Source organism: Faecalicatena contorta, from assembly GCF_022835095.1.
GTDB lineage: Bacteria > Bacillota > Clostridia > Lachnospirales > Lachnospiraceae > Faecalicatena > Faecalicatena contorta.
The window spans coordinates 3,211,578-3,229,570 of the sequence record NZ_BQNQ01000001.1; the positions used below are offsets into that span (position 1 = coordinate 3,211,578).

23 protein-coding genes and 1 tRNA gene are annotated in these 17,993 nt (G+C 41.8%); 3 read left to right on the forward strand and 21 right to left on the reverse strand.

Translation table 11 applies throughout. The annotated features are described in order from the left end of the window. The 21 genes from MWG26_RS14370 to MWG26_RS14470 all read right to left on the reverse strand — a co-directional run bounded on the left by MWG26_RS14370 (position 1) and on the right by MWG26_RS14470 (position 15,513). Positions 1 to 1,533 (reverse strand): capsid protein, encoded by a 1,533-nt coding sequence (locus MWG26_RS14370; RefSeq protein ID WP_153920210.1) that lies wholly within the window; start codon positions 1,531 to 1,533, stop codon positions 1 to 3. After that, a complete protein-coding gene (locus MWG26_RS14375; protein WP_244062739.1) occupies positions 1,530 to 2,894 on the reverse strand; it encodes a terminase in 1,365 nt (454 codons plus the stop codon). The genes MWG26_RS14370 and MWG26_RS14375 overlap by 4 nt, the downstream gene beginning before the upstream one ends. Then, positions 2,894 to 3,394: a terminase small subunit gene (locus MWG26_RS14380; protein ID WP_240285787.1), complete on the reverse strand. Its 501-nt coding sequence runs from the start codon at positions 3,392 to 3,394 to the stop codon at positions 2,894 to 2,896. The genes MWG26_RS14375 and MWG26_RS14380 overlap by 1 nt, the downstream gene beginning before the upstream one ends. Positions 3,395 to 3,907: 513 nt before the next feature. Continuing rightward, positions 3,908 to 3,980: transfer RNA gene (locus MWG26_RS14385), tRNA-Ile, on the reverse strand. A gap of 58 nt (positions 3,981 to 4,038) precedes the next feature. Then, positions 4,039 to 4,968, reverse strand: a complete 930-nt coding sequence (locus MWG26_RS14390; RefSeq protein WP_244062740.1) for a hypothetical protein — start codon at positions 4,966 to 4,968, stop codon at positions 4,039 to 4,041. A 319-nt stretch (positions 4,969 to 5,287) separates the two neighbouring features. Continuing rightward, on the reverse strand, positions 5,288 to 5,713 hold the full coding sequence (locus MWG26_RS14395; protein WP_244062741.1) for a hypothetical protein: 426 nt from the start codon (positions 5,711 to 5,713) through the stop codon (positions 5,288 to 5,290). Between the two features lie 20 nt (positions 5,714 to 5,733). Continuing rightward, positions 5,734 to 5,958: a hypothetical protein gene (locus MWG26_RS14400; RefSeq protein WP_153920202.1), complete on the reverse strand. Its 225-nt coding sequence runs from the start codon at positions 5,956 to 5,958 to the stop codon at positions 5,734 to 5,736. After that, on the reverse strand, positions 5,909 to 7,963 hold the full coding sequence (locus MWG26_RS14405) for a DnaB-like helicase C-terminal domain-containing protein (protein WP_309295988.1): 2,055 nt from the start codon (positions 7,961 to 7,963) through the stop codon (positions 5,909 to 5,911). Before MWG26_RS14405 ends, MWG26_RS14400 begins: the two co-directional genes overlap by 50 nt. 38 nt (positions 7,964 to 8,001) lie before the next feature. Continuing rightward, on the reverse strand, positions 8,002 to 8,754 hold the full coding sequence (locus MWG26_RS14410) for a hypothetical protein (RefSeq protein ID WP_244062742.1): 753 nt from the start codon (positions 8,752 to 8,754) through the stop codon (positions 8,002 to 8,004). A gap of 26 nt (positions 8,755 to 8,780) precedes the next feature. Continuing rightward, positions 8,781 to 9,143: a hypothetical protein gene (locus tag MWG26_RS14415; RefSeq protein WP_153920197.1), complete on the reverse strand. Its 363-nt coding sequence runs from the start codon at positions 9,141 to 9,143 to the stop codon at positions 8,781 to 8,783. Continuing rightward, positions 9,127 to 9,708 (reverse strand): hypothetical protein, encoded by a 582-nt coding sequence (locus MWG26_RS14420; RefSeq protein WP_153920195.1) that lies wholly within the window; start codon positions 9,706 to 9,708, stop codon positions 9,127 to 9,129. Before MWG26_RS14420 ends, MWG26_RS14415 begins: the two co-directional genes overlap by 17 nt. A gap of 148 nt (positions 9,709 to 9,856) precedes the next feature. Next, positions 9,857 to 10,141, reverse strand: coding sequence for an ImmA/IrrE family metallo-endopeptidase (locus MWG26_RS14425; RefSeq protein ID WP_153920193.1), 285 nt, complete (start codon positions 10,139 to 10,141; stop codon positions 9,857 to 9,859). After that, positions 10,141 to 10,353 carry a hypothetical protein gene (locus tag MWG26_RS14430; RefSeq protein ID WP_153920191.1) on the reverse strand — a complete coding sequence of 71 codons (213 nt, stop codon included), beginning with the start codon at positions 10,351 to 10,353 and terminating at the stop codon, positions 10,141 to 10,143. The genes MWG26_RS14425 and MWG26_RS14430 overlap by 1 nt, the downstream gene beginning before the upstream one ends. Before the next feature lie 17 nt (positions 10,354 to 10,370). Then, positions 10,371 to 10,559: a hypothetical protein gene (locus MWG26_RS14435; protein ID WP_153920189.1), complete on the reverse strand. Its 189-nt coding sequence runs from the start codon at positions 10,557 to 10,559 to the stop codon at positions 10,371 to 10,373. Continuing rightward, the gene (locus tag MWG26_RS14440; RefSeq protein ID WP_244062743.1) at positions 10,556 to 10,834 is read right to left on the reverse strand and encodes a Lar family restriction alleviation protein; all 279 of its coding nucleotides are present in this window, start codon (positions 10,832 to 10,834) and stop codon (positions 10,556 to 10,558) included. Before MWG26_RS14440 ends, MWG26_RS14435 begins: the two co-directional genes overlap by 4 nt. Position 10,835: 1 nt before the next feature. Beyond that, positions 10,836 to 11,651: a phage antirepressor KilAC domain-containing protein gene (locus tag MWG26_RS14445; RefSeq protein WP_244062744.1), complete on the reverse strand. Its 816-nt coding sequence runs from the start codon at positions 11,649 to 11,651 to the stop codon at positions 10,836 to 10,838. Between the two features lie 118 nt (positions 11,652 to 11,769). After that, positions 11,770 to 12,063 carry a MerR family transcriptional regulator gene (locus MWG26_RS14450; protein ID WP_244062745.1) on the reverse strand — a complete coding sequence of 98 codons (294 nt, stop codon included), beginning with the start codon at positions 12,061 to 12,063 and terminating at the stop codon, positions 11,770 to 11,772. A 259-nt stretch (positions 12,064 to 12,322) separates the two neighbouring features. Then, positions 12,323 to 13,492 (reverse strand): hypothetical protein, encoded by a 1,170-nt coding sequence (locus MWG26_RS14455; RefSeq protein WP_244062746.1) that lies wholly within the window; start codon positions 13,490 to 13,492, stop codon positions 12,323 to 12,325. Further along, positions 13,489 to 14,304, reverse strand: coding sequence for a phage antirepressor N-terminal domain-containing protein (locus MWG26_RS14460; protein WP_244062747.1), 816 nt, complete (start codon positions 14,302 to 14,304; stop codon positions 13,489 to 13,491). Before MWG26_RS14460 ends, MWG26_RS14455 begins: the two co-directional genes overlap by 4 nt. Positions 14,305 to 14,452: 148 nt before the next feature. Then, positions 14,453 to 15,277, reverse strand: a complete 825-nt coding sequence (locus MWG26_RS14465) for an antA/AntB antirepressor family protein (protein ID WP_153920170.1) — start codon at positions 15,275 to 15,277, stop codon at positions 14,453 to 14,455. Continuing rightward, positions 15,277 to 15,513: a helix-turn-helix domain-containing protein gene (locus tag MWG26_RS14470; protein WP_153920168.1), complete on the reverse strand. Its 237-nt coding sequence runs from the start codon at positions 15,511 to 15,513 to the stop codon at positions 15,277 to 15,279. The genes MWG26_RS14465 and MWG26_RS14470 overlap by 1 nt, the downstream gene beginning before the upstream one ends. 152 nt (positions 15,514 to 15,665) lie before the next feature. Here MWG26_RS14470 and MWG26_RS14475 point away from each other — a divergent pair, with 152 nt between their 5' ends. From MWG26_RS14475 to MWG26_RS14485, 3 genes are all read left to right on the forward strand, one after another. Next, positions 15,666 to 16,391: an XRE family transcriptional regulator gene (locus MWG26_RS14475; protein ID WP_055152141.1), complete on the forward strand. Its 726-nt coding sequence runs from the start codon at positions 15,666 to 15,668 to the stop codon at positions 16,389 to 16,391. 67 nt (positions 16,392 to 16,458) lie between these two features. After that, a complete protein-coding gene (locus MWG26_RS14480; protein WP_153920166.1) occupies positions 16,459 to 17,370 on the forward strand; it encodes a BRCT domain-containing protein in 912 nt (303 codons plus the stop codon). A gap of 38 nt (positions 17,371 to 17,408) precedes the next feature. Further along, a complete protein-coding gene (locus MWG26_RS14485; protein WP_153920165.1) occupies positions 17,409 to 17,954 on the forward strand; it encodes a Uma2 family endonuclease in 546 nt (181 codons plus the stop codon). Positions 17,955 to 17,993: the final 39 nt, after the last annotated feature.

Consider the following 17,993-nt stretch of genomic DNA (forward strand, 5'->3'; position numbering starts at 1 on the left):
CTAATCACCTGCTTTCGGTGTCCCCTCTGCTGGTTCGTTTGGAAGTTCCTGTATTAATCCGTCCATCCCCGCAACACTGGGCTCGTCTGTTTCCAAAAGCCCCTGTTCAGTTTTTAGGCGCTTCACCTCTTCGGCTTTCCAGTCTTCATCCTTGCTATCCCCATACAATTCTTCTACTGCCGCCTCGATACTCATGATACCGCCCTGCTTTCCTTTAGCTACAGTCTCGACCTGGCTCTCAAAAGAGGGGTTCGCATACTCTCCGAACGGAATCTCCACCTCAACCGCTTCAATCGCCATCTTATGCAGGATGTTATAGGCATTGATGCATGTTGATACCAGTTCCGGCAATGTTTCCTGTAATGCTTCGATAATAGCATTCCGCGTGTAAAGGGTAGCTTTCTCCTTTTCCCGCTGCGCCTCAGCATTATCCAGCTTTTTCACATCAATTCCAAGAGTGGATGGACTGATTACGCCTTGTAAGCATAAGTCAAGCGCTGTCACGTAGCTTGCCAAATAGCTATCGTGTGGTATGGCTGGCTGAGTGGTTTCGATGACATTTTTCTGTCCTTCCCGCATGTCTCCGTCGGCAGCAAAATATCTGTTGTCGAACGGATTGGGATGTATGACCCGCCCAGTTTCCGGGTCATGCGGCACCAGGCACTCCGGGATATAGGTCTTTGCCCTGCCTGCCCTGAGCGCATCCATCCATTGGCTCCATGCCTCGTCAAAGGCGTCGAAGCTATCTAACTTGCCATCAAAAATAGAGCCTCCACGACCCTCATATTTCGTATTTTCATAAATTTGGAGTGGCACCGCCAAGATCACCGACTTATCAAACGTTACGTCCTTGATGTTTTTTGTTTCATCAATATCTGTCAGCGGAACCTCATTTTCGCCGCGATACAGATGGTTATTTATATACCCGTATCCGTAATGCTCGTGTAGAACATATTGCTGTGTATTGACAGTATATGCGGTCTTAAACACCACTTCTTTTAAGCGGCCCCTGTGCTGCACAAGCTCTATCTTCTCCCCTGGGTACCATTCAAGAAGAGGATACTGGCTGATGTCCGTATCAATTGTGATCTTGTAGGCCCCGTCTCCAATGTACAGTACTTCTTTCAGGGACTTCTCAAACTTCTTTCGGAATTTGTTGTCTTTTTCAATCTTTTCCCAAAGTTGTTTGTGCGTGTCCTTCTCAAATTCAAAGTCGTTCATGTCAGCTACGACAATACTGTTGAGCGTCCGCACGATCAGTCCAGGTAAGCCTGTGTGGATCTTACGCATATCCATGCCTGGACTGCACCGGCTCGCCCAGAACTTTGTCTTATCCGCATACTCTGGATTCTGCTGATACATTTGTTCCAGCTCATTTCCGTCACCACGGTACCAGATCCGGTTCCGGATTGCGGACAGTTCAAAGTCCATCACCTCATTGATCTGTATGGCATAGGGGTTTGACGGTGTTATCTGGAGCCAGCTACGCAGTCCTTTTTTGATGTTGTTGCTCAATCTTTCTGTCCACCTCATTTCTCATCCTCCTCGAATCCAATCGTCTGCCGGTACGGGATCCATGCGTACTGATTGGCGTTAATCGTATGGTCATTGCGATCCTCCGGGATGTCCTTGTCCTCATCCCAGCTGTATCGGTCAAGCTCTCCCAGATGCTCCCTGCAGGTATCGACAACCAGATAGCACCCCTGCTGGATCCAACCTAGCTGCAGTTTAATACGGTCGATAATCTCCACTTTTTTGTATGACTCTATAAAATTGTACATGCATCCGTGCAGGCGCTTGTACTTACGTAGCTCCGTAATCGTCGCTGCATCTGCGCAGTCAACAAATGTATCTTTCGCAAATCCCCAATCTTTGCGGCACTGCTCCAGGAAGGGCACGAATTTAACCGCCGTATCGGAAGGTGCCAGCGGTTGATCCAGATCAGCATTGCTGTATGTCTTCTCCGCCAACGTGATCAGCTTACGATCTTCCGTGATGCCTTGGAATATCATGGCAATCGTATCCGGAGACTTGCTGGAATATGATGTATCCAGGCCGACCGTAAATTTCTTGAATTGTATCTTCCCCGCTTTAACCTGCTGTTTCACCCATGCAACGGTTACTACATGTTTTGCCCGGTCAAAGTTCGGGAAGATCAGGCCCGTTGCTTTTCCACGCAGGCCCTTTATCTTATTTTTCCAGATCTTTGTGCCAGGTGGCGTGTTCTGGATGATCCGCTCCAGCTTTTCTTTTGGAAGTCCCAGGTTGTGGGCAAAAGAAAAGAACCAATGAACCCAGCCGGGTTTTGGTTCCTCTTTCAATTCATCTCTAATTTCCTGCGGCGTCTCGTCCTCCCATTCGGGAAGCGGACGGGAACAGTTGATATACTCCTTGTACACATCCAGATTCGGATCATCCGGGTTAAGGGTAGCCATCAAGTAATCGCTACGCATGGCCGACTCACGAACAAATTCAATATCCGCCGTGTTAATCTCGTCAATATACAGACAGCCGTACTGGCCACCCAGGGCATCTTTCCACTTGCGCTTGTTTCCATACCCGACGACAAATATAATCTTGTCGCCTCCGGACGTATGGAAAAGGATGTGTGGCATCTTGTACTCTCCGGATCCATTGCCCTTGTACTCCACCAACACGCCGAAGTCATCCAGGATGCCCAGATCCTTTTGTATAATATTCTTCTCGGCGGCGCCGGTATCATCGGCAGCAAGAATGTGCAGCTTTTTTGGACTCTCCGCCACCTTAAGCATGAACTTAAACAGTCCTACGGTTGTCTTTCCCGCGGCTGTAGTCCCTTCCAGAAATTCTACTGGTGCATCACAGCGGAGGAATGCCTTGTACTTTTCGGACAACAGCAATCTCTCATCACTCACTATCCATCGCCCCTCATCTGCTGGAGCAAGTCATCCAACTTTGTCTTCTCGGAATCCAGTACGCCTGACAGCTCAACTTTGTCTTTAAACATTCCCATATGCTTGCCCAGGAGCTCCAACGCCTTGAGCTTATCCGCCATCTTTATTTCACGCTCCAGGCCATCATCGCCGAATGTTTTTACCTTAACCGATTGGATAGCCGCGGTATCTTCTGAAAGGGCGTCTTCCTTGACTGTTGCTGTCTTTGGGTCAATTACATCTACAGCATTCACGAATGCGATCTTGGCCAGCTCCTGCACAACCCGGTCCGCATTGACTCCTGTCCGCTTGGACCGCTCTGCCATTTCCCTGTCTATGCACGCGCGAATGTTAGGTTTTGTTAAGTTCTCACACCCAATCTCTTTTGCTGTATCTGGGCTGTACCCCGCCCTTATGGCTGCCTGAGTGGCATTCAAGTCTATCAGATATTCTTCTACAAATAATTTTTGTTTTTTTGTCATTCAGGCTCACCTCCCTTCTGAGATACAGGCCGCCGGGTAGTGACGGCCTGCACTGTTGCGGTTCTTGTACGACACATGCCCAATGCTGAATACTAAGTTGAACAATGACTTTTTGAATTATTGTTATTAGTTACACCCATGAACAACCGCAACAAAAACATGGGTAATGGGAGGGCCCGGAATCGAACCGAGACACAGGGCGCTACCCTGCATATTTTCCATTCCTCCGCTGTCTTATCCAGCTACCTCGCAAAACTGGACGGCCAATGCTTTCTCACCCGTAGGCTTTCCCCTTTGCCTTATCGGTTCACAGCCGGCATTGGCACTGGTATTTTAAGGGAAATCGTGGCAAGGTTTTTATGACTGCAATAAGCCGGACACGCGTAGTCCATTTAAGGCCCGCTCTGCAGGCAACACTTACTGCCGTCATTCTTGGAGTCGCAATAAGCCGGATGTGCACCAATCCATTTAAGACCCGGATACCAGGCAACACTTATTGACTTGCGCTCCGAATAGGGACAACCGGGTTCGAACCGGTGACACGCTGGATATAATCCAGTTGCTCTGCCTGCTGAGCTATGCCCCGTTATTTTATTGCATAGAAAAAGCACCCAGGGCGGCCTGAATGCTTCGTTTATTAGTTATTATTCCGTCGATTTCATTTCAATAAGTTTTTGTATATCGTCTGACAAAAACGATAAATCCTCTTGAACAGGAAATAAGTCCTTGATCTCATTGTCTGCATCAATTGCAGAATAAATCTGCAAACCTTTATCCATCCAGAATGCAAGTTTTTCTAGACATCTCCCAGCTTTATCTACTTCTTCCCCATCATTAAGCTTTCCCAAATCATTTTCTAATTCAGATACGTATTTATCTGTAATCACTTTATTTGTTTTCTTAAAAGCATCAATCATCTCTGACGCCAATTCATTTTTTAACTCCATCGATCTCAGTGCTTCTTCTTGCATCTTAACGGTGGTTGCGTGTGATTTTATTTTAACCGCTTGATCTACTATCTTGCTCAATTTTTCAAGTATGGATACCGCCATTGTTCCGGTTACTAAAAATGTTAGCCATGTAGAACCAACATCTACGCTTCCATACTTTATTTGTACCCCTTTAACATTCAAAAATGGGCACTGCTTTATTACAAAGTCCAAGTCCTCCAAACATGCGGCAAACTCGCCTATGTCGTTATATGCCGGCAATTTAATATCGAACCCCGTACACTTCTCGCTGGTTGTTTTATTATTTACGGCTTCGTACGTATTTATAACCGTTTTCATTGCCACTAAAAGCTTGTTTTTTGCTATTTCAAACTTTCGTGCGGTAGCCTCTGACACATCAAACCGGTCTATATCTTGGAATACGGCAGGTATAACATCATATAGAGCCCTTGCATATTCTCTAATAGGTCCTACTTGTGCTATTTTGTTTATTACTTTGCTCTTTTCCAACCAATTCGGAAGAACTTTTACGGTGTTCCCACTAACCTGCCGTGTTTCTAATATCATTTCTTCTACACACTCTGTATATTCCTTGCATAAAAAATACATGCTAAACAACCTCATATTCTTTCCTCCTCATAAGTACATGAGGATATTATAGCACCTTATTCGTCATTTCTCCATATAAAAACGCCCCACATTTTCATGCAGGACGTTCTTTAATATGTGTATGAAGGAGGATCATGCTTCCGAAAAAATCTTTATTTCCGGCGCCAAAGGAAAGCTAAGCCCTATATCGGCCTACTCCATTCTGGAACCCTGACGCCCGTACAGTACTGCCTTATTAACCACAAGGGCTCAATCTGCTATTCTGCCGGTAAACGGCTTTGTTATTGAGAAAACACCACCGAACAATTGATCCAATCGTTCTAGAATAACTATATCATACTCTTGACTGGGAATCAAGGGAACTTTCGGTCTTTTCGGTCTTCTTTATGTACCTGTAAAATACTTTTGATACCCAACTTCTGCTATACCCAACAATCGCCCCGATATCATCCCAACTCAAATCATTTATTACACGATAACGAATGATTTCACTTTCTGGATGAGGCGCTGCCGCAATAAACGCCTCCACCTTCGCTCTGTCCCTCCGAAGCTTCTCCTCATAAGTTTTTATCTTCCCTCTCAGCCGTTCCTTCTCCTCGATATACCACGCAGTGACATCTTTACCCTGTCCTCCTTTCGGCATGTCCGTTATGACGTTATTCCTGTACGGATTAAACTCCTCCAGATTTGCAAGTTCCATACTCAGGCTCTTTAATTTATTTAAATCAGCCTGCACACTGAATAATTCCTTTAGTGTCATATATCTTCGCCTCCTTCTCGCTACCTTTTTCTTTTCCCTATTTCTCCCAGCTCATTAACCACCGCACAGATCATGGCATTTGCAAAACTGTGGTTTTCGTATTTCTTAGCTAACTCACAAGCTTCATCACGAATCTGCTCAAGCTCATCATCGATTAAATCCTTTGAAAAATACTCTTTGTATAGCCTCCAGCAATCAGTTATCATTTGATGAACTTGCTTGATTTCCATTTCTTTCGCTGTCATTATCTACTGCCCCCATCTCTTCGACATCAAATGGTATATCATCGTCAAAATCTGTAACGAAACCATCCGTATTTTCCATCCATCCATATGTTTTATATTCTGCCAAGTCATTTCTAAGCCGCTTTGATCCAATTTCAAAATACAATGGAATAAACTCGTCCTGTACGCCACCATCTCTGTCCTTGCATATTTCAATTACGTTCGAACAATAATATAACGGGTTCTCGGCTTTCCATTTGAACATTTCTTTCGACAGTCTCTTAAAATCCTCATTCACTCTATGAAGGATCAAAGCATTATCCACTCGGTTTACAATATCATTACTTCCAGATATATCATCCAGACGTAGGAATCCTTGTGATTTTCTAGGATGAGCCACAAATAGAATATGCACATTGTTGCGCTTTGCGAAATCCTCCAGGTATTCCACAAATTTACTCTGCTGCTGATATTTGTCATGCTCCAGCATTGATATATTAAGCGCCATCATATTATCCAATATAATTAGGTCAACCTTATGCTCTACGACACATTTCTGAATCTGCTCCATTATGTTAGTAAAATCGTTTCCGTAATAATTATTATATACATAGACCATCTCATCCAGCCATTTCGATATCACTTCGTCATATCCCTGGGATACTCTGTAATAATTATCATACTGTGTTTCCACAACGTAGTTCTTTCCTGCGGATTGAAGTAGTAGCCATCTCAACAGGTTCTTCGCTGTCAGCTCACCGCTGAATAGCGCCGTCCTGTAACCCTGATCTGCCGCCTCTACCGTAAGCTGAGAAATGAGACTTGATTTCCCGCAGGCACGTAATCCGCTCAAACAGGTAACAAATCCTTTTTTAAGCCCTCTCAATTTTGAATCCAGCATTGTTATTCCGGTCTTAATAAATTCTTCCGGCGGTGTTTTTAGCAATCGGATTTGCTCTGTTGTATAAAATACCGGCTGCCCATCGACTTCCTTTGCTTTTTCCACTTTTTCAACAACATAGTTTGGATTCTTATAATTAGGCCTACGGACTTCCTGAAAATAATCTTTCCCATCATAAGCATCTGGCTCATAGAAAAGTCTTACATCCCGCCATGTTTTGTCTGAACATGAGTTGTGAAAACAGTGAAAGCCTATTGCTCCATTTGACATTTGGAAGATACAAGCATCTTTTTCTTTATGACCGCTGTCAAATGGGCAGTGCTCCAGTATATATTTCGTTCCCCCTGCATAGCCTTCCGCTCTGTAGGATATGCCATGCTGGCCCATCCAGTCTACTAAATCAAATTGCTGTGGATTGTATCTATTGTATTTTTGCGGCTGTTCTGGCTGCGGCAGGTTCCCGGCTAATTTTTCCAACAAGGCCTTTCTGTTCTGAACTGGACTTTCAGGTGCCTTTATTATTTGGCTTAGCCTATGTGGGCGCTCTGGCGTATCTGCGCCTTTCCTTGCCATCGTACCATAAAGTTTGCATATTCTGGCCGGGTTGAAATTAGCTGTATCAACCTTGATCTTATCATCGGAAAAGAAGAGGCTCAGGACCGTCAGGCAGTCTTTTACAATTTTCTGGTTTTCCTTATTTGCCTCCAGGCCTATGTAATACAGAAGATGCACGCCATTGCCACTCATGGCAACAATCGGCTCTTCGAATCCGTTATTTTTTAAATACACATATACTTCATTTGCCTTAACCTTTGCAAGCTCAATCTCCTCGTGACTGGATGATGTACCAGACGCGCGTTCAGGGTCAATATCAACCATCAGCCAGTCATAGCATTTTATATCTGTATCTGACGTTGTATTTTTTATATTCTTCACAAATGCATTACGCTGTTCCCTTGAATAACATTCATCCTTAATTGAATTAAGTGTTATGTAGATACCGTTCATTTCCCCAGGCATTCTCTTCAGACAAGAAATAAGCGTATCTGGGTCCCTGAAATAACCACTGTAATTTGATTTTGCTACAAGGATCCTAATTTCAAAGAGCTTTTCCGCCGGCTTCATTATCGTAATGGTCTTTCTCACCTGCGCTTCGTCGAATATCATTCAATAATCCTCCCATCATCCATTATTTTTTCTTCCCGGCCTTCCTCTTGGCTGACGCATAAATAATCTTCAAACGGTCTGTTCGGCCCGAGGAATGTTGCCGGGAGCTGTATAAACTTTTCTTCCTTGTTTAAATCTGAACACTCTTCTGCATATCGTTTTGCAGCTCCCTCTAATTGTTCATCGCTAAATCCTTCTTTGAGTCTGGCACAATAACATTTGAAAGCCTTCTGTTTTACTTTCTTCCGTGGGTACATCCTCCAAAAAGATTCGAATGGATCACTATATATATTTTCTTTCTTTTCATTCTTATCTTCTTTATCATTCTTGTTAGTTGTTAGGCCTTTGTTAGGTCTTTGTGAGGTCTTTGTTAGCTCATTGTTAGCACCTTTGTTACCCTCTTCGTCATAACCCTGATAAACCTCCCAATTTACAATGGTTATCAGCCTTCCCGTCTTTGTTGACTCGTTTGTTAGAAAATTGAGTTTTTCAAATCTTTTTAGAGCAGTCCTGACATTTTGAGAACTAATATCATTTCCAGATTTCTCTGATATTTTTGCTATACTGGTCACAAACTGCCCGGGTTCACATTCAAATTGCTGTCCGTTCCACTCCCATTTTTTAGCCTTATGGTTTGCCATCATAAGAAGTGTAATAAGAATGACCTTCTGCTCTTTTGTGGACAGTTGCCAGATAGGCTTATCAAGCAGCTCCCTATATATTTTTATCCATCCTCTGTTATCCGACAACTTGCCATCACCTCTCAAATCTATTATTATTCGGGTCCTATACAAAATACCGTTGGCAGCCAATGATCTGTCTTGTAATCCCTATTCTGCTTCACAAGCGGCATCTTTAATACCCCGCCGTCTGTTATATATGTAAAAATCGCCGTCGGTTCCCGGTGAATGTACTCCTCGTCAATCAATTCCCCAAGTACCTCATGAATTTCTTCGTTCCACCCCGTCCAAAATACAATGTGATCACATTTTTCTGATAGAATATCAAATTCCCCTTTGAACGGGATCTGCTTATCATTGAAAAACCACTCTAACTCTTTATAACTTACCTGTTTATTCTCAGAAATATAATCCAGTACGGCCCTTTTTACTTCCTCTTTATTAAACTGTTGCTGCATCCCCTTGCTCCTCCTTTATATTAATAATGCCTTTTCCGATTAAATAGCCAAGTAAGAACACGTATTCAGTACCAATTCCTACGCAATTATTCACGGTCTTCCTCCCGGTGTTGTTGGCAATCACTTCCAGCTCATAAGCCACATATTCTGCATTATGAAAGCTGATCTCAGAATCTTCTGATCTTCTATATTCCTCAATCAACTTAAAGTAACGGCATGCTGCCAATTTAGCTTTTATCTTTTCCCGCTTTTTTCTGCGCTTAAAATATTCATCCCGCAGGATGCGCCATACAGTCCACCCATATTTCTCATAAATATAATCACTTGTCCCAGCTACAGGTGAAGTATCATCATTTATCGCCTCTCCTTCGTAACAGCAAATCTGAAGAAATTTCTCAATATCTTCTTCCGGAACTGCCTCATTTACAAACAGCTTATTTGCCGTTGAGTTTCCCAACACAACAAAATCTCCAAGCTCTGTTTTGTACTGGTAATTCAACCGGAAAACCTGCCCTTTATTCAAATCACACGGTTTTATCCTTACCACTTCCATTTTTTCTGACATTTTTATACCGTCCTTCTAATACTTATTATCGTTTCTGCAACGCAATCCCTGATTCTGCGACCGTAACGGGATTCCCCGCTTCGGTTAAATCTGTATAGATTCCTGCCGCCGAGGGCTGGGTGTTGGCGCACCGTCCCCCAGAAGGCAGTTATATTATCTGAGCAATATCCAATAACATCCGTGCCGCTCTGTCAGCCTGTTCTTCATAAGCTCCATCATTTCCAAGAATATTGCCCTTGTCATAGTGCAGATATACGTGAGCCAGTTCATGAGCAAGCGTATAATTTATCTGTTCGATCCCCATATCATTCGCAATTCCTACCTTGTCGCATTTCAGCCGTCCGTAATTGCACTGTAGTGGCGCAAATTTCACTTGCAACCCGTTCCTTCCGGCCAGATGAATCAGCTTCTCAAATATTTTTCCCTTATCCATCACACAGCACCTTCTTTCATCTCAATCAGAAGCGGCCTGTGCATGTCGGTGAATTGAAACAGCTTCCGCAGATAATCCTTGATCTTTTCGTCATTACTCTTATATGACAGCATAATGAGCCTTGTCTGCTCATAATCTGCAGTATCCTTCTGCAATAATGCCGTGATGCTTTCATACACAATTCGATTAAACCCTTTATCTATCCTGTTCATAAAACCCTTTCCTCCTCTTAACTCTTCGCTACCTTCTTTTCAATAACTAAATCCACCGCCTTAATGCAAAAAGCCTGTAATCTTTCATCAAGTCCTAATTCCTTCATCTCCATAGCCCACACTTTTTTAAGTTCATAGAGTTCTTCAATGTCCATCTTATATAATTCATGTATCAGCTCATCCATCAATCTTTTTAATTCATTCATACTGTCACTCCTCCTGCGACAACCACGTATCCTTCTCTGGCGCGCCTGTTCCATCTTTCAACCGACTTTTGCCTGCATTCGTCTATAGACACATATCTGGATGGAATATCCTTAAAAGCCATTGTTTGTCCCTCAGTCTGGATACAGGAGACGGCGTGACATGATGTACATTGTATGTATACTCTCTGGTGCCCCACGAATTCATTCTGTTTCATTTCAGCTTCCCCGCCGCAAAACGGGCACCTTTTTAGCTTGTACTCTTTATGATCTTTCATATCAGCACACCTCCTCTATCGCTCTATTATTCAGAAATTTGTTAATAAAATATTGCTGGCCTTTTCCTGTTACTTTAGGTGTCTTTGTGATTCTATTAGTACCATCAGGGTTACAGATCGTGCGCTCTTTTATTTCGATCAGCTCCATATCGGCTGATTTCTGAGTAGGCATATTATAATCTGTCCCTTTCCTTGATATCAGGAAACCATTTTCACGCATCCAAGCAAATAACCTGTTTTGGCCAATATCAATACCATTCTGTCTCATCAGTTTTGCCAGTTCGCCGATAAGAATAGACGTATCCGCTACAGCTACCGCATCAGCAAAGATTTCTTTCGGCTTCATGCGTTTGTTCTCTTCCAGCAAGATTTTATTCTTTTCCTTCTCAACCTTATACGATGTAAGCAACTGGATCCCGAAATCAGGATTCTCAAGTATCTTATCAATTACATTTTCTCTAGGATTGTAATAATTTTCTTCCAGGGCGTCATATTGTTCCCAAGCCTTATCTGTACCGAGCATCTTGCTATGGCGGCTTGCTCCTCGGCGTGTCCAGAGGTAAAGTTTATTTGCATTCTTTCCAACAAGGGGAAAATCAGTTACCATGTCCTTAAATGCTTTTAATTCATCCCCTACAAGATAAAAATAATGCATTTCTGAAGAAAAATGTTCCCTATTACTTTGAAAATTTTTCTTAATATTATCTGTATCTGTCTCATATACATTTGCAAGCTGTGCTGTTGTAATTACCCGCTGCCCTTTCCATTCAATAACCGGCAGCTCCTGATTATTTATCGTTACTAATTCATTCTTCATACAAAAAAATCCCTTTCCGCTTGATAATATAGGCGGAATCTCTTATAATGTACTAGAGATCCATATTGTTAATAGGTTCTTTTCATTGAGTAAACACCCGACCGACCAAAGTGTGTGTTTACTCTTTTTTTGCTTCAATTGCTTCTTTCTCTCCTTTCCAAACGTATCCTGTCAGATCATACAGTTTCTTTGGGCTTATGTAAGTATTCCTGTATGATCGCTTTCCACGCTTTTTTCGGGCCTTTTGAATGGCCCCTAAATCAAGTATGCCTGCTTCCATCCAGTCACGAATGGTATCCGGCTTCATTCCCATTACCTTGGATACTACTTTCATCGGCACGCTCCCCGGGCTAAACTCCTGATCTAAATCTGCCATGATCTCCCTCCCTTCTGCTGCAATCCACTCCTCCAAATTTAGAAGGAAATTCCTCCTGTTTTTCGAATACTACCACCTTTTAAAATGCCTGTAAAACCCATGAAACCGCGGTTTTTCAGTGTTTTAATCAACTAAATTTTGATTTAGTTATGTAGTGTGCCACATGCTCACGAATCTGTGTGATTGGGTATCTATAAATTTGATGTGCCACGGTTTCTCCACTAAACTATAATTTAGATAAGCAAAAACTTTTTTGCCACATTTCGTTGATTCTGATGTTTATACGATGAGCAGCTTACTTCGCATCATCGCTGTCGCCTTCCTTTAATTTCAGGAAAAAATCCTCATGTTTACTGTTATCATTCAGATATATGCTCCAGTCACCTAGATTTCCTGTATAATGAACTGCAAACATCCGTATATTTACATTTTCGTAGTTCCATAATATTGACTCTATATTACTGGCGATATAGATGGGCTTGTCCTGATCAATTTTGGAAATCTTTTCTATCGTGTAGAAGTAATCCTTAATTCCATACTTGTCACCGTCATATACCTTGTCTACCGGAAACATCTGCCGTAACTCTAACGGAGTCAGGCGACTTAACGCCTCCAAGACATTAGATAATCTAATAAATTCACTCCTAACAGTATATGGAGTTTTTGATTTAGGCTGGTCACGATAATACAGCCCATATCTTTTGATACCTAAATATGTATATTTCAAAACTTCTTCATGTGATAACTTAGACACTTCCACATTTCCATTGTATTTTTCTACGAACCTATCGTACGCATCCATATACGCGATCCACTTATGTTTTCTCATGCATGCTATTCGGTCCTTACTAACTTTAAACTCCCGATAACATTGATCTGGCTCTTTATTATCAATGCATTCTTTAACAGCTCGTTTTAATATCCGCACACCCGGACGGTATTTTAAGTAGTCCTTTGCACTCCGTACTTTCTGAATACCTTTTCGTTTAAATATCATCCTCGTTTTTCGGCTACTGATCTCTGTTTTGATCCACGGAAGAATCCTTTCGATTTCTGGGTACTTCTCAACTTTTTCTTGCGCCTCATTCAGTATTCTTCTCAGCTCTGAAATATTAAGGCTATTGAGATATTTAATTACGTCATTATTGTATCCATATTCTGTACTCAAAAGATCCATATATTCTTGATATAATTCGTATTTATCTTCTGGTATGTAGGAATCCAATATGCCATGACATTTGCGCAACCCAATTCGATCTATCAGAATTTCTCCTATTCGTTCTCCAATAAGATCTAATAAAACATGGCTATTATCAAAAAGCCCCGCATCCGCAATCCGATTTGAACAAATACGACTATAATTTCCAACACCTGCCTGTTCCATAATGTCGCTTATGTATAAGAATGGCTCTGGATATTCTTCCCTGTTTTTCAGATGCTCTAAAAAATCTGCTTCTTTAATCATTCTCCCTCTCCTTTTCCTAAAATCCGTTCAAACTCTGGAATCACAGTTTCAAAATACACCCATGTATCACACTCATGTGCTGAATTCCTACTTTTATCGCGTCGGTATTCCCCGTATTCCTCGGTTTTAAGATCATTCTGATTTGCAATTCTACCTACCATATTTGCAGAAATACCAAACATATCCCCAATATCCTTGGCTGTATACGTCTTTCGCTGCTCTACTTTAGGTAATGGAATAATCTGCTCTCCCGCCAAAATTTCACACGCCTTAGATGCGATAACATTCTTATATGTAGGTGATAATGTGGCTATTTCTCCAATTCTTAGATATGTCTGTGCCATCCGGGAACGGGCATTCATGTCCATAATGCGATATCTTTCTTCTGATGATGATTCGCTTTTACCAGTTCCACCCACCTGAGCCTTTGGCAAAAAGGCATCTGCTAAAACATCTGCACATCTATCTTGATATACTTCTAATTTTTCAGATAATTCTGGCATTTCATTTTCCATCTTCGGTGTGATTTCCAATTTTGCTAAAGCAAGCGGAAGTTTCTTTATGTCAATACAATATGTCTCCTGTTTTCCGCCACCGATAGAGGGGTGTAAAAATTTTCGCACCCCTTTGAAGAGTACTTTATCTTCCGACCACTTATCTCTGCGATATCTTATCTGCCCTTCATCAAATCCGATCTCTCGTAAAACTGAATTTACTCCTGCGTAAATCCTCCCTGTTTCTTTCTCCTGCACCGCTAATAATTCAGCTCCACAAAATGATACATTCTTTACTACTAATTCATTCTCTTTCATTTAATTCTCCTTTCTTTACTCACATCGCGCATGTTTACTGTTGCTATTCAGTTTTCAAGGTACACTTCAACTTTACAGACTTACTAAACATCCTTGAACGTTTTCGTGTTTTAGTACGAGAACCCAATAATCAGCGTTTTCATCCCGGCTATATATTTACTTTATAGACCACCAGCATCTCCCGGATGACAGCTTCATACACAGGCTTTAAATCCTTATCGCCCTCAATTACTGTTAATTTGGTTATGTCCTTAATTTGGGTCTTTGTAGCTCCCGCCCTTGCTGCCTCTCCCTTTGCCCGGTCGAGTCTCTGATCTAATCGACACGGACGTTTGCGGTTGAGCCGATCATAACTTTCTGTTCTCACAGCGCGGTGCCTGTCCTGCATACTTCCTATGTATTGAAAACCTGAACTCTCTGCTATTGCCGATAGGCTGCCATTTACCCACTCGCGGAAACTTTTCTCTACTGGCCGTGACAGAGCCTGAGTAATAGCCTTCTGATTTTCCTTAACGTCCTCCAACTCTTTAGCCTGCCGCTCCTGCTCTTTCCCTTGCCGTTTCTGCTCCAATTCCACTTTTATCATAAACTGGAGCTGTGGGGACATTTCCTGCATCTGGAGAACCATCTCCTTTGCGCCATCCTCTACTCTTGTAAAGTAATCTCTGGCCTCTTCTCCCTTCTGGTTCTTTTGGGTCATGGATAACTTCTTTGCAAAACGGGCTGTCAGTTTCGCATCCTTTGAAGCCTGACCTCCGCATTCAGCATTTGTGTTGAATGGGAAAAAGTCTACATTTTCCTCCGCAAACTCATTATCTGCAATATTGCTTTTATACCACCTCGCATATGAAGCAGGATGCAATTCCAAGAACTCATACAGTTTCTTTGCCGTAGTCATTCCTTTTTCATCAATCCCCAGCGCAATTTCTATCGGTGTCCGATTTAATTTGTCTTTCATTATCTCGTTCGTCATTACTTCTCTCCTTTCCCTCTTGTCGCTTCTAGAGCGACTACTTGACTAAAAAAAATTTCCATTGGGGCATCAATATCCAACATAACTATCATAGCCTCTATTTCCGTGCTTGTAAAAACTCCCTTTTTCATCTTTTCATAAAAGGTTTTTGGTGTAATCCCCAGTTTTTTCGCCACTTTAGCACGTGATAGTCCTCTTGAATAAATAATTCCAACCAACCTACTTGTGTCTATCATTTCACACCTCCTTGTCGCTTATTACGCAACAATGATAGCATACAGTTATGTGACGTGTCAATATACATTTTAAACTTTTTTTCATTTTTTGTTGCTTATTAGGTGAAATATGTTATAATTCGATTATAAACAAGAAAAAGGAGGATTCCTTAATGAATTTAGGAGATAGAATAAAAGCCAAAAGGGACGAATTAGATCTTACGCTTGAGGAAGTAGCGAAATTCGTAGGTGTCAGCCGTCAGACAATCCAAAAATATGAAAGCGGAGTTATTTCAAATATTCCATCTGATAAAATTGAATCCCTCGCTTTTGCTCTTCGCACCACTCCTTCGTATCTCATGGGGTGGGAGTCCTCGGCCAGTATCACTCTATATAACGTGCATTGCGAGACAGCAGATGAATCAGAATTAATAATCTCATTCCGGAAATTGTCGGATATAGGAAAGCAGAAGGCAACAACGTATTTAGAAAATCTATTGTCATTGGAAACAGCAGAGCACGATGCACTACCACGGCCGACATATTTTATGGCCTATTATCATGAACTTGCCTCTGCAGGGACAGGTGAATACATTTTCGCGGATCTTCCTACTGACACTATAGAAGTACCAGTGAATGAACTATCAGAAAAGGCTGATTTTGTAATAGGTGTAAAAGGAGATAGCATGGAACCGACATTCCACGACGGTGACAAAGTGTATGTGGAAAAGATGCAAGTTGTAGAAATTGGTGACATAGGTATTTTTATGGTCAACGGGGAATGTTTCATTAAAGAAACTGGAGAAAATGGGCTAATATCTCACAATCCGAAATACGATGAAATTCCGGGAACTGAAACCATACAATGTATTGGGAAAGTTTTGGGAAAAGTAAAATGATGTTAAGCTAATAGGCCAAACATAAACGTGGTGTTTTCTTGGTATGCAGAGAAAAGGGAGGAACTTTATGAGTAATCTACAAGAATTGGAAGAATATAGGAAATATACTTCCCCAGCAGAACTTCACAAAGCAATAAACACTTTAAAAGGAATTGTCGCCGGCATTACAACGGATTACAAAATAAGTGAAGATGAGGTAAACGAATTAAGCCACTGGTGTCTGTGTCATGCGCATTTAATCGACCGCCACCCTTTTAAAGAATTGATTCCGCTTATTGAGTCAGCATATAAAGACGGTGTTCTTACCGCCGATGAATCAAGTGATATTGTGTGGTTGTGTAATAATTTTGTATCAGATTCTGACTATTATAACCTGGTGACTTCTTCTCTGCAATTTCTAAATGGGATGATACACGGAATACTTGCTGACGGCGTGATCACAGATGAAGAGATCCGTACACTGAATACCTGGATTTCATCAAATGACTATTTGACTGGGTGTTATCCCTTCGATGAGATTGAAAGTCTGCTTCTTTCTATACTAAACGATGGGATCGTAACTGAAGATGAACGGAATATGCTAAAAGCATTTTTGAGTAATTTTATTGACCTCAAGTCTTCCTATAATCTTAATAGCAAAGAAATTGAAACTCTGAGGAAACACTACAGCATAAGCGGAATTTGCGCTATATGCCAGGAAATTGAATTTGACGGAAATCAGTTTTGTTTTACAGGACAGTCATTGAGAGCTAAAAGAAAAGAGATAGCCGATCTAATTACGTCACTTGGTGGTAAATTCAATAATAGCATTACGAATAAGACCAGATACCTTATAGTTGGCAATGACGGTAATCCATGCTGGGCATTTTCTTGTTACGGCAGAAAAATTGAGGACGCTGTAAATCGTAGGAAAGCCGGACAGACTCTCACTATAGTAAATGAGGTGGATTTTTGGGATGCTGTCGACGATTTGGTGTAACGATAACAGTATAAAAATAGAAGAAGGAGGTACGTACTATGGCACTAGCACAACAACGAATTTATACCATCGATGATATCTACGCCCTGCCGGAAGGTCAAAGGGCCGAGCTGATAAACGGGCAGATGTACATGATGGCACCACCCAATAGGCAGCACCAGAAAATACTCAACGGAATCAACAATGCCATCTATAATCATATTGCTTCTAAAAAAGGCTCCTGTGAGGTCTATCCTGCCCCATTTGCGGTATTTCTCAATGGAGACGATGAAAATTACGTGGAGCCGGATATAAGCGTTATATGCGATAAAGACAAGCTCACAGACAAAGGCTGTAGCGGAGCGCCCGACTGGGTAATAGAGATAACATCACCGTCTAATCCACAGATGGATTACGGTGTGAAGTTATTCAAATACCGCACTGCCGGAGTCCGGGAATATTGGATCGTGGATCCGCAGAAACGCACCGTCATGGTATATGATTTTGAGAAGGAAAAAGAGTCCAATCTGTATACTTTTGATGAAGATATTAATGTCTGCATCTATGATGATTTCACCATCAATGTTGCAAAATTAATACCATAAACCTCTCTCAATGGCCGCTAACCAAAAAGGAGTGAAAAT

Excerpts from the sequence above, each read along its gene's own strand:
- MWG26_RS14370 (WP_153920210.1), bottom strand. The coding sequence starts at position 1,533 with ATGAGGTGGACAGAAAGATTGAGCAACAACATCAAAAAAGGACTGCGT.
- MWG26_RS14380 (WP_240285787.1), bottom strand. The coding sequence starts at position 3,394 with ATGACAAAAAAACAAAAATTATTTGTAGAAGAATATCTGATAGACTTG.
- MWG26_RS14390 (WP_244062740.1), bottom strand. The coding sequence starts at position 4,968 with ATGAGGTTGTTTAGCATGTATTTTTTATGCAAGGAATATACAGAGTGT.
- MWG26_RS14395 (WP_244062741.1), bottom strand. The coding sequence starts at position 5,713 with ATGACACTAAAGGAATTATTCAGTGTGCAGGCTGATTTAAATAAATTA.
- MWG26_RS14400 (WP_153920202.1), bottom strand. The coding sequence starts at position 5,958 with ATGACAGCGAAAGAAATGGAAATCAAGCAAGTTCATCAAATGATAACT.
- MWG26_RS14405 (WP_309295988.1), bottom strand. The coding sequence starts at position 7,963 with ATGAAGCCGGCGGAAAAGCTCTTTGAAATTAGGATCCTTGTAGCAAAA.
- MWG26_RS14415 (WP_153920197.1), bottom strand. The coding sequence starts at position 9,143 with ATGCAGCAACAGTTTAATAAAGAGGAAGTAAAAAGGGCCGTACTGGAT.
- MWG26_RS14420 (WP_153920195.1), bottom strand. The coding sequence starts at position 9,708 with ATGTCAGAAAAAATGGAAGTGGTAAGGATAAAACCGTGTGATTTGAAT.
- MWG26_RS14425 (WP_153920193.1), bottom strand. The coding sequence starts at position 10,141 with ATGGATAAGGGAAAAATATTTGAGAAGCTGATTCATCTGGCCGGAAGG.
- MWG26_RS14430 (WP_153920191.1), bottom strand. The coding sequence starts at position 10,353 with ATGAACAGGATAGATAAAGGGTTTAATCGAATTGTGTATGAAAGCATC.
- MWG26_RS14435 (WP_153920189.1), bottom strand. The coding sequence starts at position 10,559 with ATGAATGAATTAAAAAGATTGATGGATGAGCTGATACATGAATTATAT.
- MWG26_RS14440 (WP_244062743.1), bottom strand. The coding sequence starts at position 10,834 with ATGAAAGATCATAAAGAGTACAAGCTAAAAAGGTGCCCGTTTTGCGGC.
- MWG26_RS14445 (WP_244062744.1), bottom strand. The coding sequence starts at position 11,651 with ATGAAGAATGAATTAGTAACGATAAATAATCAGGAGCTGCCGGTTATT.
- MWG26_RS14455 (WP_244062746.1), bottom strand. The coding sequence starts at position 13,492 with ATGATTAAAGAAGCAGATTTTTTAGAGCATCTGAAAAACAGGGAAGAA.
- MWG26_RS14460 (WP_244062747.1), bottom strand. The coding sequence starts at position 14,304 with ATGAAAGAGAATGAATTAGTAGTAAAGAATGTATCATTTTGTGGAGCT.
- MWG26_RS14465 (WP_153920170.1), bottom strand. The coding sequence starts at position 15,277 with ATGACGAACGAGATAATGAAAGACAAATTAAATCGGACACCGATAGAA.
- MWG26_RS14470 (WP_153920168.1), bottom strand. The coding sequence starts at position 15,513 with ATGATAGACACAAGTAGGTTGGTTGGAATTATTTATTCAAGAGGACTA.
- MWG26_RS14475 (WP_055152141.1), top strand. The coding sequence starts at position 15,666 with ATGAATTTAGGAGATAGAATAAAAGCCAAAAGGGACGAATTAGATCTT.
- MWG26_RS14480 (WP_153920166.1), top strand. The coding sequence starts at position 16,459 with ATGAGTAATCTACAAGAATTGGAAGAATATAGGAAATATACTTCCCCA.
- MWG26_RS14485 (WP_153920165.1), top strand. The coding sequence starts at position 17,409 with ATGGCACTAGCACAACAACGAATTTATACCATCGATGATATCTACGCC.